The sequence below is a fragment of the Mesorhizobium sp. M0040 genome (genome assembly GCF_040323505.1).
Lineage (GTDB): Bacteria > Pseudomonadota > Alphaproteobacteria > Rhizobiales > Rhizobiaceae > Mesorhizobium.
This window is the reverse complement of the sequence record NZ_JAMYVA010000014.1, coordinates 41,241-63,427: the sequence shown is the minus strand read 5'-3', so window position 1 is coordinate 63,427 and position 22,187 is coordinate 41,241. Positions and strand designations below refer to the sequence as shown.

Sequence of the window (22,187 nt, the reverse complement as noted above, 5' to 3'; positions counted from 1 at the left end):
AACAGGGCAATCATCCTGTTTTGTCAGGCCTTGTCGCGAATCTGGGTCATCGTGCGGGTCGGCGTGATGGCTTCAGGGTCGAGCCTGATCTCTACGATCGACGGCTTGCCGCTGGCCCGCGCTCGCTCGAAGGCCGCGGCGAAGTCGGCGGTCTTTTCCACCGTCTCGCCATGGCCGCCATAGGCACGGGCCAAAGCAGCAAAGTCGGGATTCTTCAAGTCCGTGGCGACGACACGGCCGGGATATTCGCGCTCCTGATGCATGCGGATGGTGCCGTAGATGCCATTGTTGACGACGATGACGATGATCGGCAGCCCGTATTGCACGGCGGTGGCGAATTCCTGGCCGTTCATCAGGAAACAGCCGTCGCCGGCGAAGGCGATCACGTCGCGGTCGGGGAAAAGCTGCTTGGCGGCGACCGCCGCCGGCGTGCCGTAGCCCATCGAGCCGGATGTGGGTGCTGCCTGCGTGCCGAAACGCCGGAAGCGATGGTAGCGATGCACCCAGGTGGCGTAGTTGCCGGCGCCGTTGGTGAGGATGGCGTCGTCCGGCAGCATCGTTTCGAGATAATTCATGATCGGCCCCATCTGCACGGCGCCGGGGCCGCTCTCCGGAGGCGTCGACCAGTCGAGATACGCGGCGTGCAGCTTCGCTGCCTCAGCCGCCCACACCGGCGTTGCGGCCGGCTTGCGTCTGGCAAAGGCTTCGACGAAAGCGGCAGGCGAGGCATTGATCGCCAGCGCCGGCCGGTAGACGCGGCCGAGTTCGCCGGCGTCGGCATGGATATGGACCAGCGTCTGGTCGGGGTAGGGACTCTTCAGCAGCGTGTAGTCGGATGACGGCATCTCGCCCATGCGGCCGCCGATCAGCAGCACAAGGTCGGCCTGCTTGATGGCGGTTGCTACCTTGGGATTGATGCCGATGCCGACATCGCCGGCATAGTTCGGGTGGAGATGGTCGAACAGCATCTGGCGGCGGAAGGAGCAGCCGACCGGCAGCGACCAGGCTTCGGCTATCGTCCGCATCCGTGCAACGGCCTGCGCGTCCCAGCGCGTACCGCCGAGGATGACGAAGGGCCGCTTTGCCTTGTTGAGCAACACTTCCAGTGCGTCGAGATCGACTTCGCCAGGCCGCGTCTCGACAGGGGTGTAATGCCGGGCGTCCGGTGCCTCGGCGAGGCTGGTCAGCATGTCCTCGGGCAGCGAGATGACGACCGGGCCCGGGCGACCGGACGTCGCCACCGCAAAGGCGCGTGTGACGAATTCGGGTATGCGTGCGGCGTCGTCGATCTCGACCACCCATTTGGCGATATCGCCGAAGAACCTGACGTAGTCGACCTCCTGGAAGGCCTCGCGCCCCTTGGCGTGGCTGGCGACCTGGCCGATGAACAGAATGAGGGGGACTGAATCCTGCATCGCGATGTGGATGCCGGCCGAGGCATTGGTGGCGCCTGGGCCGCGGGTGACGAAGCAGATGCCGGGCCTGCCGGTCAGGCGGCCGTGGCAGTCGGCCATCATTGCGGCACCGCCCTCCTGGCGGCAGACGATTGTGCGGATCGGTGAATCATGCAGCGCGTCGAGCACCGCCAGATAAGATTCGCCAGGTACGCAATAGATACGGTCCGTTCCGTTGGCTTCGAGCGCATCGACGATGAGTTGTCCGCCGGTCTTCATTTTCCTGACCTCTCCAGTTCGGCAAGGATTTCTTGGGTGTGTTCGCCGAGACGCGGCGACGGGCGCTCATAGACCAGCGGCGTGCCGGACATGACCATCGGCGCCCGCACCGAGGGCAAGAGATTGCCATGGCCGTCATCGAGGTCGAGCCGCATGCCGCGCGCTATGGTCTGCGGGTCGGCAAACATCTGGCCGATGTCGTTGATCGGGCTGGCCGGCACTCCGGCAGTCTCAAGTCTGGCCAGCAACGGGTCGCGATCGAAGGCTTTCAGCGCCTCGATCATATGCTCGCGCAGCTTTGCCCGGTTGGCGACGCGGGCGGGATTGGTGGCGAAGTCAGGGTTCGACGCCAGCTCGTCGAGGCCGACGGCAGCGCAGAACTTTGCGAACTGGCCGTCATTGCCGACCGCCAGGATGATGTGGCCATTTTTCACCGGCACCACTTCGTAGGGCGCGATGTTCATATGCGCATTGCCCATCTGCACCGGCGACTGTCCGGAGACGAGATAGTTGAGGTTCTGGTTGCCGAGCGTCGAGATCTGGGTGTCGTAGAGCGCCATGTCGATATGCTGGCCTTCGCCGGTCTTCTCGGCATGGCGAAGCGCCGCCTGGATGGCGATGACCGAATAAAGCCCGGTGAAAACATCCGATATAGCGACGCCCGCCTTTTGCGGTTCGCGGCCGGCTTCGCCGGTGATCGACATCATGCCGGCCATGCCCTGGATGATGAAATCATAGCCGGCACGCGGCGCATACGGTCCCGACTGGCCAAAACCGGTGATCGAGCAATAGATCAGCCGCGAGTTGATTTTCCTCAGGCTGTCATAGTCGAGGCCGTATTTCTTCAGTCCGCCGACTTTGAAGTTTTCGATCAGCACGTCCGATGTCGCGACCAGCCGGCGCACCGTCTCGGCACCCTCGGGCGTCGAGAAGTCGATGGCGATGGAGCGCTTGCCGCGGTTGCAGGAATGGTAATAAGCGGCCGAAAGGTTCTCGCCGTCATGGCCGATGACGAAGGGCGGTCCCCATTTGCGGGTGTCGTCGCCGCCGTCCGGGCTCTCGACCTTGATCACGTCGGCGCCGAGGTCGGCAAGCAGCTGTCCGGCCCATGGCCCGGCGAGGATGCGTGCGAGTTCGATGACGCGGATGCCTTTGAGCGGAGGCTCAGTCATGGATCACCGTGGTTGATCGAAAGCGCAGCCTCTATCAATCCCGCGCGCCGCTGTCACGGCCCTTGCAATGGGCCAGTATCACTGTGCCCTCAGCACACGGTCGGCCCAGGCGGCAAAATCCTCCATGATGATGTCTCGGTTGATCTCGTTCAGGCTTTCGTGGCGGGTTTTGGCGTAAACCTTTGAAACGAGATTCGAAAAACCCATCATGTGCATCCGGCCGGCAAGATGGCTGACCGCCTTGCCGCCGTCCGAGGCCGGATCTTGCTCGCCTCCGACCAGATTGACGAACAGGTCGCGCCGCACGCCGGAAAAATTGCGGTCGCTGCCGCAATGCAGCGTCATCATGACGATGTCCTGCCACATCGACACCGATGCGTCCCAGCCGCAAAGCGGGTCGGCGATGTATTTCTCGACTTCAACGGCATCGCGCGACAGCCAGTCGAACGGCGTCCGGTGATTGGGCACCGCCTTGCCCCAGGCCCGGAACGTCAGGCGGGGCAGCATGCGCGACGGCACGTCCGAGCCAAGCCGGAACTTTTCCCAACCAAGCATGGCCAGCGCGATTTGGCCGAGCAGTCCGGCCGAGAAATTGCCGTTCCAGATCGCGGCGGCATGGATGCGCGCCGAGTGGCGGAGGACAAAGTTCAGCGAGACCGACGCGCCCAAGGAGTGACCGAAGACGATGACCGGCAGGCCCGGCTGTTCCCTGGCGATGAGATCATGGACGGCGGCGACATCGGCGATGACCTTGGCACCGCCATCCGCATCGGCGAACCTGCCAGGTGGCGCGTCGGGCGCCTTGGTGGCGCCGTGGCCACGGTGGTCGTGCGCGTAGACCTGGTAGCCGCGCTCGCCAAGGAAATCGGCGAAACGGGCATAGCGCGCCGCGTGCTCGGCCAACCCGTGATTGACCTGGACAATGGCGCGCGGTTGGCCGCTTGCGTGTTTCACATAAAGGTTGAGCTCGGCGCCGGTCGGCGATGCCAGCATCCTCTGCTTGTCAAATGGCATGTCTCGCTCCCGTCGGCGACTGTTGGGCGACGCAGCGATCGACGTCAAGGGGCGTAGGGTACCCATTCGACGGTAGTTGACAGCATGCTGTCAATATGACTACATGACAGCATACTGTCAAATGGTCAGCGGCAGATTGGGGGTATGACTATGAAAACCACCGGGGCCATTTCGCGGCGTGCAATCTGCTGGCGGGCTTCGCCTTCACGACGGCCACCCTGTTGTCAGGGATTGCTGCGTTCAGTCAGGAAACCAGGGAGATGACCATGATGACGTCCACTGTTCCAGGCCCGCAAGGCCAGCTTGCCACTTATAGGATCAACGCCGGCAATGGCCTGCCGATCATGTTCCTGCATGGAGATTGCAGCCGCGCTTCCCACTGGGACCGGGTGATGCAGCTCTCCGTCGAAGGCCGCGAGGCGGTAGCCTTCGATTTTCGCGGTCATGGCGCCTCCGCGCCGGCGCAGGACGGTGACTATGGTTATGACGGTCGTGCAATGGATGTCGGTGCCGTGGCCGACGCGTTTGGCCTGAAGCGGTTTCTCATTGTCGCGCACAGCGGCGGCGGTGGCGTGGCGCTCGCTTATGCCGCCAGCCATGCCGACCGGGTCGCCGGTGTCTTGCTCGTCGACCCGGCGACCGATCCTCGTGCGCTGCCGCAGGCGATTCGTGACGGCTTTGTCCGCGATCTGGCCGGTCCGCAAGGCCGTGATGTCCTGAACGCCTATTACACGTCGATTGCCGGCCCTAACGCGGCTGTTCGCCAGCGTGTTCTGGCCGATGCGGCAGTGGTCGATCCGGCGGCGAGGGCAGGTGTCGGCAAGGCACTGGCCGAATGGAACCCGGAGCCGGCACTCGATGCGTATCGCGGGCCTATGTTCGTATTGGCTACCGAGGCCAGTGACACTCCAGCCGCGCTCTATCGGCTGCGCACGGACATTCCGCGCCAGATCGTGGCGGGCAGCGGCCATTGGGTGATGCTTGACAAGCCGGAGGTCGTAGCCGAAGCCGTTAATAATTTCGTCGCGACCATCGAGGCCGGCCAGAAATGACGACCAGGACCGAAGCGGCAAATGTGCTCACCGAACTGGTGCTTGCCGTGTTCAGGATGAACGGCAGTTTTCTGGATGCGGCCGAGCGGCTGGCCGCTCCAACCGGGCTGACGGCAGCGCGCTGGCAGGTTTTGGGTGCAGTTTTGAAGGAGCCGAAATCTGTGGCCGACATCGCCCGCGACATGGGTCTCGCCCGTCAGAGTGTACAGCGGCTGGCCGACATACTGGCTGCGGAGGGGCTTGCCGCCTACGCCGACAACCCGGCGCATCGCCGCGCCAAGCTGTTGTCGATAACCGATGCCGGCCGGGCAGCGGTCAAGAATATCGGCACACGCCAGCATGTTTGGGCGAACCGTGTTTCGGAGGGTATGGACGCCGACGCGCTGAAAGCCTCGCTTGATCTGCTGCGCACCCTGACGGAACGGGTGGAGGCGGGCGGATCCTGATCGACCGCGCGGGAGCCGTCTCAATGCGCTGGCGATTGTTTTTACGGCCGGGCGAAAGAAATCGTAATTCTGACATGTCGCAAGTTTCTAGCTTGCGGCGTGAATCACGAGGAGTGCCGGAATGCGGATTTGGGCGATGGGGGGGCGGTGTTTCTTGCGTTTGCTGGCGCAAGCGCGGCGCGCGCCGATGTGAAGATGACCGGCTCTTTCGTCGCCGATGCCGCCTGTCCGGCAACGCAGGCGATCAAGAGCGGCAAGAATCCCGGCAATGTCTCGACCGCGGCTGGTCAGAGTTATGATCTGCTGGCCGGCAACAAGGACGCGCCCACGCACTATCTCATTCGCGTGCCGGGCGCCGATCCGGAGCGCCGCTGGGTCAAGATCAGCTGCGGTCGTGTTTCGGGCGGCAGCGCGTCGACGATGCCGGCTGCACCGGCGCCTGCCGAGCCGAACAAGCCATCGGCGTCCGGAAAGCCGGAATATGTCTTCGCGCTGAGCTGGCAGCCGGCTTTCTGCGAGACCAAATCCAGCAAGGCCGAATGTCGTGCGCAGACCGCCGCTGGTTTCGAGGCGACCCACTTCACCTTGCATGGGTTGTGGCCGCAGCCGAACGGAAATTTCTATTGCCAGGTCGCCGCAAGCGACAAGGCGAACGACGATCCGGCGCACTGGCGAGACTTGCCGCCCGTCACCCTTGACCCGAAAACGCGAGCGGAACTCGACCAGGTGATGCCGGGCACCGCATCCGCCCTCGAAAGGCATGAATGGATCAAGCACGGCACCTGCTACGGCAAGAGCCAGCAGGAGTATTTCGCCGACGCGTTGAACCTGATGCACGCGGTGAACGCGTCGCCGGTGCGCGATCTCTTCACCAAGAGCGTCGGCAAGCAGCTCACGTCCGATCAGATCCGCAGCACCTTCGACAGTGCCTTCGGCAAAGGCGCGGGCGACCGGGTCCGCGTGTCCTGCGTGGTCGATCCTTCGAACGGCAGGCGGCTGATCGGCGAACTGACGCTCGGCCTGACCGGCCCGATCGCTTCGAACGCTTCGCTCGGTGCCCTGCTGCTTGCCTCGGCGCCGACAGCCAAGGCTGGCTGCCCGAAGGGCGCGGTCGATGCCGTCGGGTTCCAGTAAACAGGCCGTACGCGACTGTCGCGATGCACCGGGGATGGTATGATCCCGGGGGCATCATTCATAGGGGGTGGCGATGAGTGGCATGACGGGCGGCGCGCTGGCGCGGCTGGCGTTCTGGGCCAAGGGCATGACGGCGATCCGCGACGGCCATATGGAGTGGCCGGGCTTTTCCTACACCGAAGTGGAGTGGGTGCGCATGACCACGCTCGCCAAACCCATCGGCGGCAGCACCTACCAATTGTTCACACTGGTCAACGCGGCGATCTTCATCGCCATCGCCGCGCTCGGGATCTTCTGTGTCTTCCTGCCGCTGGCCGCGCTGCTGTTCCCGGTACCGGCCGAAACCAGTGCGATCAAGTTTTCGCTGCTCCTGGCGGCATGCGCCTTCCTGATCATCGGCATCGGCCTGCCGATTTCGCTGCGTCTTTCGACCACGCTGGTGGCGCCGAAGGCAATGCGGGCCGCGCTTGTCGCCGTGCCCGGCGACCAGGCGCTTGCGGCAAAAGTGTCATGGCAGATCAACCGGATCACGCTCGTGCTCTGCGGCCTGCTGGTACCGGGCATTCTTCTGTTCATTGCCTACGACATCGAAGCCGGCCCGATTATTACCGCGTTGAAATGGCTGGCGATCGCGCTGATCGCGGTTTCGGTTGCGATCGGCGGATGGCAGCGGCGCAAACAATCCTGATTGAGCCAATCGCAGGCCTGGGTAGCGTTACGCGCCGGCGCTGCGCTCCGGCCTGGTCCATGTGTTGCGGGCGTCTGCTTCGTTGCCGCCCGGTTCGCCGACAACGCGATCGCGTCCCGTGGATTTGGCCTTGTAGAGACGCTGGTCGGCCAGCGCAAAGAGATCGGCAAGGCAACGGGTCGTCTCGCTGACCGTCGAGATGCCGGCGCTGACGGTAATGTCGAACCGGCTGGTGCTCGCGGACGTCTTGACCGCTTGCCTGACGGTTTCGCCCAGCAGCCTGGCGAGCGGCTGCGGACGCCAGCCGAGGATGGCGAATTCCTCACCGCCGATCCTGAACAATCGATCTTCGGTCCCGACAAGTTCGCCAAGCAAAATCGCCAGGGCTTTCAGCACCTTGTCTCCCTCGGCGTGGCCGAAGCGGTCGTTGATCGATTTGAAGTGGTCGACATCGATGATCAGCAGGCTGAGCGGCCTGGCGGTCCGCAGGCTGGCGGCGACGGCGGCCTCGCCATCGCTGTCGAAGCGCCCCCTGTGCAGGAGGCCGGTGAGGCCGTCGCGACCGACATGCTCGACCAGCGCCTCATAGCGCTCGCGATAGGTCAGCGTATCGAAAATGTCGGAAAGCCCGCGCGGCGCCGGCACCTGCCGCGCCTCGAACCACCTGATATAGGCGACCAGCATGATGCTGTAGACCAGGGCCGCTGCCATCTTGGCGAACCAGCCGCCGAAGAACACCGCGACCGGCGCACCGGTGACGAAATGCAGCGCCGTGAAAAAGCCTGCCTGGTCGAAGGTGAGCACGCAGGCGACGGAGACCAGGATGCGGGTGAAAAGCGCCTTGCGCAGATATTTGCCGAGCTTTTCATAGAGCAGAATGATCAGGATGGCGTCGACGAACAGCAGCGTCGTGCCCCACACCATCAGCCAGCCCATCTCGTCGATGAAGCCGATGTCGGGAAGCTTGCCGTCGGGCAGCGGTGCAATGTCGTGCAGGCGCAGGATCAGCACGAGCCCGATCATCAGGGCATTGCCGAGCAGCAGGCCGTAAATCGGCTGCCGGACCGTTGCCGCATCCTCCTTGATGTAGAGCAGGAGCAGCATGACCAGCTTGCCGGAAAACAGCACGGCCGAACCCGGCGATACCATGCCGAACGGCAGCGCGACGTAGAAGACGCTGGCGAGATAGGTTTCCAGGAAATGCATGACGCCAAGGGCGCAAACAAAGACGCCGAGGCCGATGCGGCCCCTGAACAGGAAAAGCGTGACCATGATGCCGAAATAGAGAACCGCTTCGGCAAAAAGCAGGAAACTGTTCAACACGGCCCGATCTCTCTCCCCGAAATCGCGGCTGCCAGCGATTTCCCATCCAACATTGTTTGACGCGGAATGGTTAACCGGAGCTTTCGCCTGGGCGCCGGCACGAAATGAAGCGGCTAAGCGTTTGTGGGTGCGACCAAATCCGCCTGGAGCGGGTCATCGTTTCACGGAACCGCTGAACCGCTCCATCTTTTTTGTTTTGACGCAATTCCGGACGGAAAACCGTTTCACGCTTTTCCTGGAATTGCTTTAGGGCCAAAACTGTTTGCCGTTCGCGGCCGCATCGCTTACATAGCCCCCAACTTCCATTCAATCCGACATCAGTCGACTTTTCAGGGAAAGCGCGCGTGGCACGCCAGTTCATCTATCACATGGCCGGCCTCAACAAGGCCTACGGCACCAAGAAGGTGCTCGAGAACATTCATCTGTCCTTCTATCCGGACGCCAAGATCGGCATCCTCGGTCCCAACGGCGCCGGCAAGTCGACGATCCTCAAGATCATGGCCGGCATCGACAAGGAGTGGAGCGGCGAGGCCTGGCTGGCCGAGGGTGCTACCGTCGGTTACCTGGCGCAGGAGCCGGCGCTCGATCCGAACAAGAACGTGTTCGAAAACGTCATGGAAGGCGTCGCCGCCAAGACCGCCATCATCGAGCGCTACAACGAATTGATGATGAACTATTCCGACGAGACGGCGGACGAGTCGGCCAAGCTGCAGGACGAGATGGACCGGCTCAACCTCTGGGATCTCGAACAGCAGGTCGAGATGGCGATGGAGGCACTCGGCTGCCCGCCCAAGGAGGCCGATGTCACCAAGCTGTCGGGCGGCGAACGCCGTCGCGTCGCGCTTTGCCAGCTCTTGCTGCGCCAGCCCGACCTTCTGCTGCTCGACGAGCCGACCAACCATCTCGACGCCGAGACGACGGCGTGGCTGGAAAAGCATCTGCGCGCCTATCCGGGCGCGGTGATGATCATCACCCACGATCGTTACTTCCTCGACAATGTCACCGGCTGGATTCTCGAGCTCGATCGCGGCCGCGGTATCCCCTACGAAGGCAACTACACCAAATACCTCGAAGCCAAGGCCAAGCGGCTCAAACAGGAAGGCCGCGAGGACGATGCGCGCCAGCGGGCGATCGGCCGCGAGCGCGAGTGGATCCAGTCCAGCCCGAAAGCCCGGCAGACCAAGTCGAAAGCCCGTATCCAGGCCTTCCAGGATCTGCTGGATGCAGCCGACAAGCGGCGTCCGAGCGACACCCAGATCGTCATTCCGCATGGCGAGCGGCTCGGCAATGTGGTGATCGAGGTCGAGGGCCTGTCGAAGGGCTTTGGCGACACGCTTTTGATCGACGATCTCGAATTCAAGCTGCCGCCGGGCGGCATCGTCGGCGTCATCGGCCCGAACGGCGCCGGCAAGACGACGCTGTTCCGCATGATCACCGGCCAGGAAAAGCCCGATGCCGGCACCATCCGCGTCGGCGAGACGGTCAAGCTCGGTTATGTCGACCAGAGCCGCGACGCGCTCGACCCGACCAAGACGGTCTGGGAAGAGATCTCGGGCGGCGCCGAAGTGGTCAAGCTCGGCAAGTTCGAAGCCAACACCCGCGCCTATTGCGCGTCGTTCAATTTCCGCGGCGGCGACCAGCAGCAGAAGGTCGGCAACCTGTCCGGCGGCCAGCGCAACCGCGTGCATCTGGCCAAGATGCTGAAGACCGGCGGCAATGTGCTGCTGCTCGACGAACCGACCAACGATCTCGATACCGAAACGCTGGCTGCACTTGAAGACGCGCTCGAGAGCTTCGCCGGCTGCGCCGTCATCATCTCGCACGATCGCATGTTCCTCGATCGCCTGGCGACGCACATCCTCGCCTTCGAGGGCGACAGCCACGTCGAATGGTTCGAAGGCAATTTCGAGGATTACGAGCAGGACAAGATCCGCCGCCTTGGCCCGGACGCGGTCAACCCGCACAGGATGACGTATAAGCGGCTGACGCGGTAAGACATTTACAGGGCGGCGAATTCTCAAATGATCTGAGGAACCAAGATGGCCGACTGGTCCGCCGCCCTCTACCTGAAATTCGAGGACGAGCGCACGCGGCCGGCGCGCGATCTCGTTGCGCAGGTGCCGGTGCCAGAACCGCGCCGGGTGGTCGACATCGGCTGCGGGCCGGGCAATTCGACCGAATTGCTGGTCGAGCGCTGGCCGCGGGCGCAGATCAGCGGCTTCGATACCTCCCTCGACATGATCGAGAAGGCGAAGGCGCGCCTGCCCGGCGTCACCCTTGCGCTGGCGGATGCGGCGGCGTGGCAGCCGAACGAACCGGTCGACGTGATCTTTGCCAATGCGGTGTTTCAGTGGCTGCCGGAGCACCCGGCAGTCTTCCAGCGGCTGATGGGATTTTTGGCGCCCGGCGGCGCGCTTGCCGTGCAGATGCCGGACAATATGGCCGAGCCTTCGCACCGGCTGATGCGGGAGACCGCGGCCGAGATGCCGTTTGCCGAAAAGCTCGAGCGCGCGGCCCGCGCGCCGCTGCCGCCGGTCGCGTTCTACTACGACCTTTTGTCGCCATTCTCGGATCGGCTCGATATCTGGCACACGATCTACAACCATCCGCTGGCCGATGCCGAGGCGATCGTCGAATGGGTGAAGTCGACGGGGCTGAAGCCGTTCCTCGATCCGCTCGACGAGAACGAGCGGCAGCTTTTCCTGAAGCGCTACACGGCCAGGATCAGCGAAGCCTATCCGAAAACGGCAAGCGGCAAGGTATTGCTGCGCTTTCCCCGTCTCTTCATCGTGGCGCGGCGTTCTGCTTAGAAACTCTTAGCTACACCCAAAAACAGCCAGCAGCGGATGCTTGACCGGCTTTCGCCGTCATGCGCATCTCGCTGGGGCAGGGATAAGGCCCTTCATGGGCCATGGGGGTGGATGATGACACTGAAAAAGATGGGTTTCGGCGGCAGCGTTTGTGCGGCCGCTGTGCTTGCCTTGTCTATATCGGCGGAGGCCAAGCGAGCACGCTGCTTCACCAGCGACGACGGCTATTTCTCGTGCAACTACCGGGCGCTGGACGATGCCGGCAGCTTTCGCATCTCGGCGCCGGGTTATCCGACCTACGTCCTGGAAATCGACGGACCGGGTTTTGCCTATGGCTATGTCAATCTCGGCCGCCGCAACGTGCCGCTGCCCGGGCAATTCGTGCGCAGCCGCGATGACGGTGCCTGCTGGAACAACCCGCAGACCAATACCAAGCTCTGCGCCTGGTAAAGACCCGTCCCAGGGACTTGATTTAAGCCGGCATAAACTGGCTAGGTGCAAAAGAGGTTGCGCCGAGCTTTTTGCGGCGTCGACATGAAGCCGCAACGCCTGCGCACGGGACGAACTGGAAATGCATCGCGTCATCATCAGCGGCATCGGCGTTGAAATTCCCGAAGCTTCGATCACCAATGAGGAACTCGTCGCCAGCTTCAACAGCTGGGTGGACATGGAGAACGTCCGGCGCGAGGTCTCGGGCGAGCCGCTGCTGCAGAAATCGGACAGTGCCTTCATCGTCCATGCCTCGGGCGTCCAGACCCGCCATGTCATCGAACGGGAAGGCATCCTAGACCCGACCCGCATGGCGCCGCGCTTCCCGGCGCGGCCCGACGATGCGCTGTCGCTGGAGGCCGAGTTCGGCATCGCCTCGGCCGGCAAGGCGCTCGATCATGCCGGGCTGAAGCCGGGGGATATCGACCTGGTGATCTGCTCGGCCTCGCACCATCAGCGGCCCTATCCGGCGATCGCCATCGAAATGCAGCAGGCGCTGGGCACGAAAGGCGCCGGCTTCGATATGGGGCTTGGCTGCTCTTCGGCAGCGGCGGCGTTGCACATCGCGGTCAATCTGGTGCGGGCAGGGGCGCATAAACGCGTGCTGGTGACGACGCCGGAGATCATCACCGGGCATCTCAATTTTCGCGACCGGCAGACGCATTTCATCTTCGGCGACGCTTCCGTGTCGATGATCGTCGAAGGGCTTGCGCAGGGCGAGAAGCGGCCGGGGCGCTTCGAGGTGCTCGACACGCGCGCCTGGACGCAGATGTCGAACAGCATCCGCACCAATCTCGGTTATTATACCCGCGCTGCCCAGGACGATCCGTACATGATCGATCTGGAAGGCAATCTGATCAAGCAGATCGGCAACAAGGTGTTCAAGGAAGTCACCGTCGCCGGCCACAAGTTCATCGTCGAATTCCTGGCCGAGCACGGGCTGACGCCGCAAGCGATCCGGCGCTTCTGGCTGCATCAGGCCAATGCGCGGATGAACGCCATGATCCTGAAACTGTCGTTCGGCCATGACGTCGACCACGACCGCGCGCCGATGGTGCTGGAGCGCCTCGGCAACACCGCCGCCGCCGGCGCCATCATCGCCCTGTCGGAGAACCATGCCGACATGAAGGCCGGCGACTACGGCCTGCTCTGCGCCTTCGGCGCCGGCTACTCGATCGGCGGCGCGCTATTGCGCATGCTTTAGATTTTTGTTTTACGCATGTCGTTGTCCCCAAAACCGCTGCACACCCTCGGTTCAAGCCCGAGGGCATGCTTTTGGGCGACATGCATCAGCTCGGCGCGAACGGCACCAGCATCGGAACGCGCCTGGCATAGTCGTCGTAAGCGCTACCCAGTTCGCCGCGCAGAAAACGCTCCTCCAGCCTTGCCTTCATGACGATGCCGACGGTGATGAGGATGGCGCCGGCAACGCCCCAGACCGTGCCTTTCGCCGCCATGGTGGCGAGGATCGCCAGAAGCAGCCCGGTATAGATCGGGTGGCGGACCAGCCGGTAAGGGCCGGTGTCGACGACGCGATGCGCGGCCTTGGCGGTGACCGTGGCCGATCACAGGCGGCCAAGATGCAGCCGCGCCCACCAGGCAAATGCCAGGCCGGCGGCAATCAGCGCCACGCAGATCCACGCTTCGGCAAGGTTTGGCAGCCAGAGTCTCAGCCGGCCGGCATAACCGTGCGCCGGGATGAGGAGAAGGATCGTGCCGAGCACCATGACTGCGCGGGATGGAAGCTCCACCCCGAAGCCGGCGCGTTTTTCGGCCCGGTCGGCCCAGAAGGCGGCCGCGGCCCATGAAACTACCCAGAGCAGCCACAGCAGCGCGATTGCCGATGCGGGATGCATGATAAACCTCCGCAGCCTTGACCTGATCGATATTATCAACCGATACAGCGCGGCAGCAATGCGGCACGCTTTTGCATGAGGCTGATTCAACCAGAACGCTGGTGGTGCCGACCCGTATCAGCCGTCTTGATTGGAGCATCAACGCTTTCGACTGGACCCTATGAATCGACTTCGGCTAACTGCATCCGGTAGCTAGGAATGAAACCAATGCCGGATATGTTTCCCGCAACCGAAACTCCGGTCGAGATCGTCCCGTCGCGAAAACTCGCCGCCAGGGTGGCGGCGCTCTGTCTCGCATCATTCGATCGTTTTGAGACACGAGCGGTGGATACGCTGCAACTCGGTTTCGACGGCATCGACGGCGATTTCCATGCCGGCACGACGCGGCGCTCCGGCGGGCGGGAACCCTGGTATCCGCGCGGCACCGAGATGCGCAACGAACGGCAATTGTCGATCGTGGCGGCGGACGAGCTGGCGATCGTCGCCGAACGGATGGGCATCGCCGAGATCAAGCCGGAATGGATCGGCGCCAATCTCCTGATCGAAGGCCTGCCGCGCCTCTCGATGCTGCCGTCCGGCACGTTGCTGTTCTTCAAAGGCGGCGCGACCGTCAAGGTCGATGCGCAGAACGGGCCTTGCCGCTTCGCCGGGCGATCGGTCGCCGAGAATGCCGGGATGGCCGACCATGAGGCCGGCGCGCTGCTGTTCCCGAAGTCGGCGAAGCGCTTGCGTGGGCTCGTCGCCTGGGTCGAGAAGCCCGGCACGATCGCGGCCGGCGAGGAGATTTCGGTGCGCGTGCCGGAGCAGTGGATTTACCGGGCCTAGTTGTTTTCCAGGCAAGGCGGCATTGCCAGTCAAAGCCGCGTTCCTTCGCGCCCCCCTCTGTCCTGCCGGACATCTCCCCCACACGGGGGGAGATTGGCCGTCATCTCGGCTTTCGCCAATCTGCAACGTTGCTGACCGAGCGAGGCGCCGAAGCTGCCAATCTCCCCCCTCGTGGGGGAGATGTCCGGCAGGACAGAGGGGGCGCGAAGGAACGCGACCTCTAGTCACGGCGTATTTTGTTCTTGCTTTGTGCCGGCAGCTATGCTACTAATTTGGGTATAGTGCTGATTCGCACCGAGGACCCGCCCACCGAGGCGGGTTTTTATTTCAGGCTTTGAAAGTTCCGATGTTGCCGACCTGAGGTCGGCGGGACAGCGCCCAGGACAGCGCCCCCCTCTGTCCTGCCGGACATCTCCCCCTCAAGTGGGGAGATTGGCAGCTTCGGGGACCGCGCCTTTCCTGCATCCTTCGAAAATTGGCGAAAGCGACGATGACGGCCAATCTCCCCTTGAGGGGGAGATGTCCGGCAGGACCGAGGGGGGCGCCGCAGAACTCGACGCGTGTGCCTGCCATTCTCTACGCCTCATCCTCATCGTCGAGCAGACGGGTGGCGCGCCAGCGGGTGAGCACATTGTTGGTCTGCTCGATGACGAAGAAGCGCGCGGAATCGCGGTCATATCCTTCGGCCAGCAGCTTTTCGTAGTCGGTGTGGGCGTGGCGAATATGCGCTATCGTCGCCAGCCAAACGGCAATGCTCGGTGGCAAGGTCTTCATGTGCACGGCGCCGGCATCGGCACGGATCTTTTCCATGTCGGCATAGGGCGCCAGCGGCAGCAGCGCTGTTAGCGCCTTGGCGATGGCGCGGCGGCGGCCGGTCGGCGCGCTCATCACTCCACCGGCCCTGGCTCGTCCCGCCCGGACATGGTCGCCTCGGCGAAGGCATCGGTCGAGGCGAAATAGGGCTTGATGTCGATGACCGGCGTGCCGTCGAGCACGTCGATGGCGTCAAGCTCGACGCGGCCGGTGTCGATGTCGACGGCAACCAGCTTGGCGACATGCAGCCCAATTGGGTTCGGCCGGGCAGGGGAGCGCAGCGAAAAGACGCCTTTCGGCTCTGTGGCATGGCGGGGTTTCTGGACAATCAGTTGCCGCGGCGCATGGTGCAGCCAGGACAGGATGATCACATGGCTGGCGCGTTCCAGCCCAAGCAGGCCGTCCCGATAGAGCGGATCGATCGTGAGAACCGCCGGCTGTCCCGTCTCCCGCGCTGCCTTCATGTTCTTGGGGCAGGTCTCCCGCGTGACCCAAGGCGAAGCGATGCGGCCGATGAAGACGACATGGCCATCCGGCGGCATCGTTGCCGGGTCGGTTTCCAGAAGCTTTTCGCCGCTGCGCGTTTCGAACATGGGTCTCGCCTCGATCATGCTTGCGGCCTTGCGCGGTCCGCCACGCATGCGTCATTTTCTTGTCCGGAAGCGACATAGCGCTTGCAAGCCCATCAAAACCGACATAAACATATGTTTATATCTTTTCAAAGAGAATGCTCGCATGCATGTCGCTCTCGACACGATGGTAGATACATTGAAGGCGGCTGCCGAATCCAGCCGGCTGCGCATATTGGCGCTGCTGTCGCGCGGCGATCTGACCGTGTCCGATCTCACCGAAATCCTCGGCCAGTCGCAGCCGCGCGTCTCGCGCCACTTGAAATTGCTGCTGGAGGCAGGGCTGATCGGCCGCTACCAGGAGGGCTCGTGGGCGTTCTTCCGGCTATCGGATTCCGACTCCTCGCGCGATTTCGTGCTCAGGCTGGTCTCCGGCATCCGCGGCGCCGATCCGCAGGTCGAGCGTGATCTCGAACGGCTGGCCGCGGTCAAGCGCAAGCGGCAGGACCGGGCTGCCGAATATTTCTCGGTAAACGCCGCAAGCTGGGACCATATCCGGTCGCTGCACGTGCCGGATCGCGCGGTCGAAGCAGCCCTCATCAAGCTCGTCGGCAAGCGGCCGTTCCAGTCGATGCTCGATCTCGGCACCGGCACCGGGCGGTTGCTCGAGATCTTTTCGCCGCTCTATCGGCGCGGTATCGGCATCGACATGTCGCGCGAAATGCTGACGGTGGCGCGCGCCAATCTCGACAAGGCCGGCGTTTCGAATGCGCAGGTGCGCCAGGGCGACATTTTCGCGCCGCCGGTCGAACGCGACGCCTTCGATCTCGTTACCATCCATCAGGTGCTGCACTATCTCGACGATCCCGCCCGCGCCATCCGCGAGGCGGCGCGTCTGCTGCGCCCGGCCGGCCGCCTGGTGATCGTCGATTTCGCGCCGCACGCGCTGGAGTTCTTGCGCGAGGAGCACGCGCATATGCGTCTCGGCTTTTCCGACCGGCAAATTGGCGACTGGTTTTCCGAGGCCGGCCTCGACCTCGAGGACAGCCAGGAATTCGAGCCGCGCGGCGGCAACGAGGCCAAGCTCACCGTCAAACTCTGGCTCGGCCGCGATCGGCGCATGCTGATTGCCGAGCCTTCCAACGACAGACAACCGGCCAATGCGTATCCGATAGGGGAAACCGCCTGATGAACCAGTTCCGCTTCTCCCGCCGCCCCGACATCGGCGACAAGGTCAGGGTTTCGTTCGAGTTCTTTCCGCCGAAAAACGATGAGATGGAAGCAAGGCTGTGGGACACGGTCACCCGGCTTGAGCCGCTCAAGCCGAAATTCGTTTCGGTCACCTATGGCGCCGGTGGTTCGACCCGCGAGCGGACGGCCCGCACGGTCAAGCGCATCCTCAATGAAACGACGTTGACGCCGGCGGCGCACATGACTTGCGTCGATGCGGCGCGTCACGAGGTCGATGCGGTGATCCGGGAGTTCGCCGATATGGGCGTCAAGCGTTTCGTCGCCCTGCGCGGCGATCCGGCCGAGGGCGTCGGCGCGGCTTACCGGCCGCATCCGGAAGGCTATGCCAATGGCGCCGAACTGGTCGATGCGCTGAAGGGCGCCGGCGATTTCGACATATCGGTCTCGGCCTATCCGGAAAAACATCCGGAAAGCCCGGATTTCGCCACCGACTTCGACATGCTGAAGCGCAAGGCCGACAACGGAGCGACGCGGGCGATCACCCAGTTCTTCTTCGACAACGATCTCTATGAGCGCTATGTCGAGCGGGCACGGCGGGCCGGCATCTACATACCGATCGTGCCGGGCATATTGCCGGTGCACAATTTCACCCAGGTCGCCAACTTTTCGGCGCGGTGCGGCGCCTTGGTGCCGGCATGGCTGGCCGAGCGTTTCGATGGGCTGCAGAACGATCCGCAAACGCATGCGCTGGTGGCATCTGCCGTGGCCGCCGAGCAGGTGCTGGACCTTGTCGAGCGCGGCGTCGGCGATTTCCACTTCTACACGATGAACCGGGCCGATCTGGTCTTCGCCATCTGCCACATGATCGGCATCAGGTCGCACGAAGTCGAGGCGGCGGGATCCGCCGCGGCGTAAGGCGGCAAGCTCCTTTTTGAAATGTCAAAGATCGGGGGAATGCAAAAGGCCGGGCAAAATGCCCGGCCTTTTCAATGGTTTGGAATATTCGGTGCTGGTCTTCCCCCGCTCAGCGGCCTTATGGAAGGACGCCCATAATGAGGGCGCCGATGAATGCAAACGCAGCACAAATCATCAATGCGTTGATCGGCCTCGTCAGTCCCATGTCATAGCCTCCTCTTAAAGAGCTATGGCGAGAGTCTAGGGTCATTTGTGCCACAGGCAAGCAGAAACTTTGCTGCAATGCGACGAGATTGTGGAATTTGCGACCTGCCGTTTGCCGTTAGGCATTGAAACTCTTTGTCAAAAGCCGGCTCGGGACCTGTGAATAATTTGTGGCAAAGCCGGGGCAGTAACGAGAATGGCAGCGCTACCGCGCCAGAAATCGGAAATCGATTTTCGGACCGACTGAAGATTCGAAGCGTCCTTTGCACGTCCAGCCGGATGCTGAACACTCCATGAAGCGAAGGGCAACCAGCAGCGCGTTGGATAGCCACGACTTGAAAATGCTGCCAATTGGCAGTATATTGCCTGCCAAGTGATGGAGGTCGGAATGAGTGTCGTTTATGCGGTTCGCGATCCTGCAAATCAGGCTTTGCCGGCAAATCTGGCGGATGCCTCGGCACGGGCGCGGATCACGCCAGCTGCTGTTGCCGGCATCGTCAGGCTCGCAGACATCTGGCATCTGACCAGCACCGAGATCTGTACCTTGATCGGCGACGTGTCGGAGAGAACCTGGTTCCGCATGAAGAAAGGCGAGTGGGAGGGCGTTCTCTCCCAGGATTCGCTGACACGCATCAGCGCCCTGATCGGCATCTTCAAGGGACTGCGGCTTCTGTTCTCCGAAGCGCTTGCCGATGAATGGGTGCGGTTGCCGAACAAAGGGCCTCTTTATGGTGGCCGGCGCCCCCTGGACGTGATGATCGAGGGCGGCATTCCGAAGCTGCTGCAGGTTCGCCAACATATCGACGCTTTGCGCGGCGGACTTTGAATGCAGATCCCACCGCGCGCTGACATTTCCCAGCGCGACACGATCCGGCTGATTTCGACAGGCAGGCTCAAGGAACCGGTCCTGATGCCATTGGCCAGGAATCATGGAGATTTGGAGGACCTTGCGGAGCTCGAAGGAGCCACCAGCGGCCGCCTTCAGGCGCAGCAGGGGGGATTGCCCGACCTCGATCCGCGCGAACTGGTTTTCGGGAGGCCGGGCTACACCTTCATCAATGCGGCGTTCGCTTACACCCGTCCGGGCGGCAATCGTTTCAACGATGATGCCAGGGGCGTCTGGTACTGTGGGTTCGATGCGGAAACCGCGCTCGGCGAGGTCTCGTTTCATCTGACGCGCGAGCTTGCCGCGATCGAACGGTTCGAAAACGTCACCGACTACGCGGAGCTCGTTGCCGACTTCATAGGCTCGTTTCACGATCTGCGCGGTGCTGAGTTCAGCAAGGACCCGGTGCTCGATCCGGATACCGCCTTAGCCTATCCTGCCGGTCAGGCGCTGGCGAAGCAACTTCGCAAGCAAGACGCCGCGACCGGTTTTGTGTATCCTTCCGTGAGACATGTCGGCGGGACCTGCCTTGCCGCCTTCCTTCCCGATCTCGTTCAGAATCTCCGGCAAGGCGGTATCTGGCGTCTGGAATGGCAGGGTTCATCTGTTCCCGCGATCACGCCCATATAGCGCCATCTCTAAAGCGCGTCGCGTTCGACCGGCCTCGTGCGACGCGCTTTAGGTTCTTGTTCTATGCATGTCGTTATCGCAAAACCGCTGCACACCTTTGCGCGACATGCATTAGCGCCGCCCGAACAGGCGACCATCGATGGTGACGAGGCCGAGGGCGATCAGCGCCATGCCGCCGAGTTCGAACAGTTCGAGCCGCTCGCCCAGGAACAGGAAACCGAGCAGGACGGCACTGGCCGGCACGATGAGCGTGACCAGCGAGGCGTTGGTGGCGCCGGCCGAGGCGACGAGATTGAAATAGAGGATGTAGGCGAAGGCCGTCGACAGCAGCGCCAGTGCCAGCACCGCCGCCCAGACCGGCGGCGAGGCCGAAAACAGATTGGCGGCATCATAGGTGAACAGAACGACCGGGATCATGATGATGGTCGAGCAGGTCAATTGTCCGGCGGCAATGACCGGTGACGGCACGCCCTTGAGGCGGCGGGCAATCATCAGTGCAGCCGCATAGGATAGCGACGCTCCGATGAGCGCGAATTTCGCCCAGACCGGACCGCCGAGCCCGGCGACGAGGCCGGGGCCGATCATCACCGCCGTTCCCGCGATACCAAGGGCGATGCCGGCAAGCTTGTTCCACGACAGCTTTTCGTCGCTGGTCAGGGCGTTGGCGAGGATCAGCGTCCAGAACGGCGTCGTCGAATTGAGCACCGAGGCGACACCGGCGCCAAGCTCGGTCTGGCCGGCAAAGATCAGCGAGAAAGGAATGACATTGTTGGCGAGCGCCAGCAGGAAGAACAGGCCGGCATGCGGCAAGGCGAGGCGAAACGACGGGCCGCGGACCGCAAGATAGAGCTGCAACGCGATCGCAGCGATGGTGACGCGGAACAGCACCAGCACCAGCGGCGGAAGTTCCGCCACCGCAATGCGGGCAAAGAAGAACGAACCGCCCCAGACGGCGCCGAGCAGCAGAAGCTGCGCCCAGTCCTTGAGCACCATCGGACCGCGCATCGTGGTGGTGGCAGCTATCGCCATTGGTCGTCCTCCCAGACGAGATGCCTTGCTCTTCAGGCGTCTGTTCACGCCATACCCGATCCGGCCGCAAGGGCCACCCGAAACCTGAGCGATGGCCTAGCTCGCTCATAACCGGCCTGCAGCACCGGCGTAGCGCCGCGAAGCCAGGGCGGCGAGACATAGAATTGTTTTCATTAGCCGCTAGCTTGGATTAATTGTGCGCAGCCTCAGTCAAGGGATTCGTCCATGCAGCGATTCGAAAATGCCCGCGAGGCAGCGCTGGCGCTTCGCCCGGACGATCCGATCTATTGCTTCCGCCCGCAGGTGCTGAAGGCGGACGCCAAACAGTTCATGGGCATGTTTCCCGGCAAGACCGCCTATGCGGTCAAGACCAATGGCGAGCGGATCGTGCTCAACGCCCTGGTCGAGGCCGGCGTCGGTGCCTTCGATGTGGCCTCGCCCGGCGAATTCGCCGCCGTGCGCGCCGTCTCGCCGGACGCCGAGATGCTCTACATGCACCCGGTGAAGGCGCAGTCGGACATCAGGCTGGCGCTGGAAAAATACGCCATCCGCGTCATTTCGCTCGACCATGAGGACGAGGTCACCAAGCTGACCAGGGTGGTGCGGGCGCTCGACATCGATCCGGGCGCCATCACCGTGTTCGTGCGCATCCAGACGAAAGGCTCGGCGGCCTACGAACTGTCGAAGAAGTTCGGCGCCGGACCGGCCAATGCGGTCGAACTGGCCGAACGGCTGAACCGGACGGGCTACAAGGTCGGGCTGTGCTTTCACGTCGGCAGCCAGATCGAGGATCCCGACACCTATGAGCGGGCGCTGGCCTCCGCCGACTGGGTGCGCAACCGCGTCGGTTTCGACATTGCCGGGCTCGATGTCGGCGGCGGCTTTCCCGCCGAATACGGTCATGATCCGAACAGCCGCAAGCCGGAAATGCCGTCGCTCGGCCAGATCATGTCGCGGCTGTCGGGCGACCTCCAGGAGTATCAGTTCGACCAGATGCCGCTGGTGGCCGAGCCGGGCCGGGTGATCGTGGCGCGCTGCCTGTCGCTGATCGTGCGCGTGCTGCTGCGCAAGGGCAAAAGGCTCTACATCAATGACGGCATCTGGGCGTCGCTGTCGGATTCATGGACCGGCAAGATCACGCTGCCGGCACGCTTCATCCCCGATCCGGCGATCCGCTCGCGCAATGGCGAGGACAAGACCATCGTGCCATTCAAGGTCTGTGGCGCGACCTGCGATTCCGTCGACATATTGTCGCGGCCGTTCTGGCTGCCCGAAACCGTCGATACCGGCGACTGGATCGAGATCGGCCATATCGGCGCCTATTCGCTGTCGCTCCGAACACGGTTCAACGGCTTCTATCCCGATACTTTCGTCGAGGTGGCAACGCCATTCGACGAAGGCGATGCGCCGCAGGGGTTTGCCAGCCTGGAGACGATGGCGGATTAGTGAATGAGTGAAATAGTGAATA

At 63.0% G+C, this 22,187-nt stretch carries 23 protein-coding genes; 14 read left to right on the top strand and 9 right to left on the bottom strand.

Annotated elements, in window-relative coordinates; translation table 11 throughout:
* Positions 1-23: 23 nt before the first annotated feature.
* The 3 genes from NKJ91_RS14960 to NKJ91_RS14950 form a co-directional block, all read right to left on the bottom strand.
* Positions 24-1,673, bottom strand: a complete 1,650-nt coding sequence (locus NKJ91_RS14960) for a thiamine pyrophosphate-binding protein (RefSeq protein ID WP_352456206.1) — start codon at positions 1,671-1,673, stop codon at positions 24-26.
* Positions 1,670-2,845 (bottom strand): CaiB/BaiF CoA transferase family protein, encoded by a 1,176-nt coding sequence (locus NKJ91_RS14955; protein WP_352456205.1) that lies wholly within the window; start codon positions 2,843-2,845, stop codon positions 1,670-1,672. The genes NKJ91_RS14960 and NKJ91_RS14955 overlap by 4 nt, the downstream gene beginning before the upstream one ends.
* Positions 2,846-2,923: 78 nt before the next feature.
* Positions 2,924-3,859, bottom strand: coding sequence for an alpha/beta fold hydrolase (locus NKJ91_RS14950; protein ID WP_352456204.1), 936 nt, complete (start codon positions 3,857-3,859; stop codon positions 2,924-2,926).
* A 266-nt stretch (positions 3,860-4,125) separates the two neighbouring features.
* On the opposite strand from NKJ91_RS14950, the gene NKJ91_RS14945 reads away from it, so the two are divergent.
* The 4 genes from NKJ91_RS14945 to NKJ91_RS14930 all read left to right on the top strand — a co-directional run bounded on the left by NKJ91_RS14945 (position 4,126) and on the right by NKJ91_RS14930 (position 7,179).
* A complete protein-coding gene (locus NKJ91_RS14945) occupies positions 4,126-4,911 on the top strand; it encodes an alpha/beta fold hydrolase (RefSeq protein WP_352456203.1) in 786 nt (261 codons plus the stop codon).
* Positions 4,908-5,357 (top strand): MarR family winged helix-turn-helix transcriptional regulator, encoded by a 450-nt coding sequence (locus tag NKJ91_RS14940; RefSeq protein ID WP_352456202.1) that lies wholly within the window; start codon positions 4,908-4,910, stop codon positions 5,355-5,357. The genes NKJ91_RS14945 and NKJ91_RS14940 overlap by 4 nt, the downstream gene beginning before the upstream one ends.
* Before the next feature lie 195 nt (positions 5,358-5,552).
* Complete coding sequence (locus tag NKJ91_RS14935) at positions 5,553-6,491, top strand: ribonuclease T2 family protein (RefSeq protein ID WP_352456266.1); 939 nt, start codon at positions 5,553-5,555, stop codon at positions 6,489-6,491.
* A gap of 73 nt (positions 6,492-6,564) precedes the next feature.
* The gene (locus NKJ91_RS14930; RefSeq protein ID WP_352456201.1) at positions 6,565-7,179 is read left to right on the top strand and encodes a hypothetical protein; all 615 of its coding nucleotides are present in this window, start codon (positions 6,565-6,567) and stop codon (positions 7,177-7,179) included.
* A gap of 27 nt (positions 7,180-7,206) precedes the next feature.
* Here NKJ91_RS14930 and NKJ91_RS14925 read toward each other — a convergent pair whose 3' ends face one another.
* Positions 7,207-8,502, bottom strand: a complete 1,296-nt coding sequence (locus NKJ91_RS14925; protein ID WP_352456200.1) for a GGDEF domain-containing protein — start codon at positions 8,500-8,502, stop codon at positions 7,207-7,209.
* A 344-nt stretch (positions 8,503-8,846) separates the two neighbouring features.
* On the opposite strand from NKJ91_RS14925, the gene ettA reads away from it, so the two are divergent.
* The 4 genes from ettA to NKJ91_RS14905 all read left to right on the top strand — a co-directional run bounded on the left by ettA (position 8,847) and on the right by NKJ91_RS14905 (position 13,005).
* Positions 8,847-10,496, top strand: coding sequence for an energy-dependent translational throttle protein EttA (ettA, locus tag NKJ91_RS14920; protein WP_292659428.1), 1,650 nt, complete (start codon positions 8,847-8,849; stop codon positions 10,494-10,496).
* 45 nt (positions 10,497-10,541) lie between these two features.
* Positions 10,542-11,312: a trans-aconitate 2-methyltransferase gene (gene tam / locus NKJ91_RS14915; protein ID WP_352456199.1), complete on the top strand. Its 771-nt coding sequence runs from the start codon at positions 10,542-10,544 to the stop codon at positions 11,310-11,312.
* A gap of 114 nt (positions 11,313-11,426) precedes the next feature.
* Positions 11,427-11,762, top strand: a complete 336-nt coding sequence (locus tag NKJ91_RS14910; protein ID WP_352456198.1) for a hypothetical protein — start codon at positions 11,427-11,429, stop codon at positions 11,760-11,762.
* A 121-nt stretch (positions 11,763-11,883) separates the two neighbouring features.
* Positions 11,884-13,005, top strand: a complete 1,122-nt coding sequence (locus tag NKJ91_RS14905) for a beta-ketoacyl-ACP synthase III (RefSeq protein WP_352456197.1) — start codon at positions 11,884-11,886, stop codon at positions 13,003-13,005.
* 85 nt (positions 13,006-13,090) lie between these two features.
* Here the strand turns inward: NKJ91_RS14905 and NKJ91_RS14900 are convergent, their stop codons facing one another.
* Entirely contained in the window at positions 13,091-13,309 is a 219-nt protein-coding gene (locus tag NKJ91_RS14900) for a methyltransferase family protein (protein ID WP_352456265.1), read from the bottom strand.
* A gap of 57 nt (positions 13,310-13,366) precedes the next feature.
* Complete coding sequence (locus NKJ91_RS14895; protein WP_352456196.1) at positions 13,367-13,657, bottom strand: hypothetical protein; 291 nt, start codon at positions 13,655-13,657, stop codon at positions 13,367-13,369.
* A gap of 207 nt (positions 13,658-13,864) precedes the next feature.
* On the opposite strand from NKJ91_RS14895, the gene NKJ91_RS14890 reads away from it, so the two are divergent.
* Complete coding sequence (locus tag NKJ91_RS14890) at positions 13,865-14,482, top strand: MOSC domain-containing protein (RefSeq protein ID WP_352456195.1); 618 nt, start codon at positions 13,865-13,867, stop codon at positions 14,480-14,482.
* Between the two features lie 576 nt (positions 14,483-15,058).
* On the opposite strand, the gene NKJ91_RS14885 is transcribed toward NKJ91_RS14890, so the two are convergent.
* Positions 15,059-15,370, bottom strand: a complete 312-nt coding sequence (locus tag NKJ91_RS14885; protein ID WP_352456194.1) for a DUF2293 domain-containing protein — start codon at positions 15,368-15,370, stop codon at positions 15,059-15,061.
* Entirely contained in the window at positions 15,370-15,888 is a 519-nt protein-coding gene (gene tsaA / locus NKJ91_RS14880) for a tRNA (N6-threonylcarbamoyladenosine(37)-N6)-methyltransferase TrmO (RefSeq protein ID WP_352456193.1), read from the bottom strand. Before tsaA ends, NKJ91_RS14885 begins: the two co-directional genes overlap by 1 nt.
* Before the next feature lie 142 nt (positions 15,889-16,030).
* Between tsaA and NKJ91_RS14875 the strand changes: the two genes are divergently transcribed.
* From NKJ91_RS14875 to NKJ91_RS14860, 4 genes are all read left to right on the top strand, one after another.
* Positions 16,031-17,053, top strand: coding sequence for an ArsR/SmtB family transcription factor (locus NKJ91_RS14875; RefSeq protein WP_352456192.1), 1,023 nt, complete (start codon positions 16,031-16,033; stop codon positions 17,051-17,053).
* The gene (gene metF / locus NKJ91_RS14870) at positions 17,053-17,970 is read left to right on the top strand and encodes a methylenetetrahydrofolate reductase [NAD(P)H] (RefSeq protein ID WP_023676795.1); all 918 of its coding nucleotides are present in this window, start codon (positions 17,053-17,055) and stop codon (positions 17,968-17,970) included. Before NKJ91_RS14875 ends, metF begins: the two co-directional genes overlap by 1 nt.
* A gap of 592 nt (positions 17,971-18,562) precedes the next feature.
* The gene (locus NKJ91_RS14865; protein ID WP_352456191.1) at positions 18,563-19,000 is read left to right on the top strand and encodes an antitoxin Xre/MbcA/ParS toxin-binding domain-containing protein; all 438 of its coding nucleotides are present in this window, start codon (positions 18,563-18,565) and stop codon (positions 18,998-19,000) included.
* A gap of 111 nt (positions 19,001-19,111) precedes the next feature.
* A complete protein-coding gene (locus NKJ91_RS14860) occupies positions 19,112-19,690 on the top strand; it encodes an RES family NAD+ phosphorylase (RefSeq protein WP_352456190.1) in 579 nt (192 codons plus the stop codon).
* A 111-nt stretch (positions 19,691-19,801) separates the two neighbouring features.
* Here the strand turns inward: NKJ91_RS14860 and NKJ91_RS14855 are convergent, their stop codons facing one another.
* The gene (locus NKJ91_RS14855) at positions 19,802-20,719 is read right to left on the bottom strand and encodes a DMT family transporter (RefSeq protein WP_352456189.1); all 918 of its coding nucleotides are present in this window, start codon (positions 20,717-20,719) and stop codon (positions 19,802-19,804) included.
* A 225-nt stretch (positions 20,720-20,944) separates the two neighbouring features.
* Between NKJ91_RS14855 and NKJ91_RS14850 the strand changes: the two genes are divergently transcribed.
* Positions 20,945-22,165 (top strand): alanine racemase, encoded by a 1,221-nt coding sequence (locus tag NKJ91_RS14850; protein WP_352456188.1) that lies wholly within the window; start codon positions 20,945-20,947, stop codon positions 22,163-22,165.
* Positions 22,166-22,187 lie beyond the last annotated feature (22 nt).

Excerpts from the sequence above, each read along its gene's own strand:
- NKJ91_RS14960 (WP_352456206.1), bottom strand. The coding sequence starts at position 1,673 with ATGAAGACCGGCGGACAACTCATCGTCGATGCGCTCGAAGCCAACGGA.
- NKJ91_RS14955 (WP_352456205.1), bottom strand. The coding sequence starts at position 2,845 with ATGACTGAGCCTCCGCTCAAAGGCATCCGCGTCATCGAACTCGCACGC.
- NKJ91_RS14950 (WP_352456204.1), bottom strand. The coding sequence starts at position 3,859 with ATGCCATTTGACAAGCAGAGGATGCTGGCATCGCCGACCGGCGCCGAG.
- NKJ91_RS14945 (WP_352456203.1), top strand. The coding sequence starts at position 4,126 with ATGATGACGTCCACTGTTCCAGGCCCGCAAGGCCAGCTTGCCACTTAT.
- NKJ91_RS14940 (WP_352456202.1), top strand. The coding sequence starts at position 4,908 with ATGACGACCAGGACCGAAGCGGCAAATGTGCTCACCGAACTGGTGCTT.
- NKJ91_RS14935 (WP_352456266.1), top strand. The coding sequence starts at position 5,553 with ATGACCGGCTCTTTCGTCGCCGATGCCGCCTGTCCGGCAACGCAGGCG.
- NKJ91_RS14930 (WP_352456201.1), top strand. The coding sequence starts at position 6,565 with ATGAGTGGCATGACGGGCGGCGCGCTGGCGCGGCTGGCGTTCTGGGCC.
- tam (WP_352456199.1), top strand. The coding sequence starts at position 10,542 with ATGGCCGACTGGTCCGCCGCCCTCTACCTGAAATTCGAGGACGAGCGC.
- NKJ91_RS14910 (WP_352456198.1), top strand. The coding sequence starts at position 11,427 with ATGACACTGAAAAAGATGGGTTTCGGCGGCAGCGTTTGTGCGGCCGCT.
- NKJ91_RS14905 (WP_352456197.1), top strand. The coding sequence starts at position 11,884 with ATGCATCGCGTCATCATCAGCGGCATCGGCGTTGAAATTCCCGAAGCT.
- NKJ91_RS14895 (WP_352456196.1), bottom strand. The coding sequence starts at position 13,657 with ATGCATCCCGCATCGGCAATCGCGCTGCTGTGGCTGCTCTGGGTAGTT.
- NKJ91_RS14890 (WP_352456195.1), top strand. The coding sequence starts at position 13,865 with ATGCCGGATATGTTTCCCGCAACCGAAACTCCGGTCGAGATCGTCCCG.
- NKJ91_RS14885 (WP_352456194.1), bottom strand. The coding sequence starts at position 15,370 with ATGAGCGCGCCGACCGGCCGCCGCCGCGCCATCGCCAAGGCGCTAACA.
- tsaA (WP_352456193.1), bottom strand. The coding sequence starts at position 15,888 with ATGTTCGAAACGCGCAGCGGCGAAAAGCTTCTGGAAACCGACCCGGCA.
- NKJ91_RS14875 (WP_352456192.1), top strand. The coding sequence starts at position 16,031 with ATGCATGTCGCTCTCGACACGATGGTAGATACATTGAAGGCGGCTGCC.
- metF (WP_023676795.1), top strand. The coding sequence starts at position 17,053 with ATGAACCAGTTCCGCTTCTCCCGCCGCCCCGACATCGGCGACAAGGTC.
- NKJ91_RS14865 (WP_352456191.1), top strand. The coding sequence starts at position 18,563 with ATGAGTGTCGTTTATGCGGTTCGCGATCCTGCAAATCAGGCTTTGCCG.
- NKJ91_RS14855 (WP_352456189.1), bottom strand. The coding sequence starts at position 20,719 with ATGGCGATAGCTGCCACCACCACGATGCGCGGTCCGATGGTGCTCAAG.
- NKJ91_RS14850 (WP_352456188.1), top strand. The coding sequence starts at position 20,945 with ATGCAGCGATTCGAAAATGCCCGCGAGGCAGCGCTGGCGCTTCGCCCG.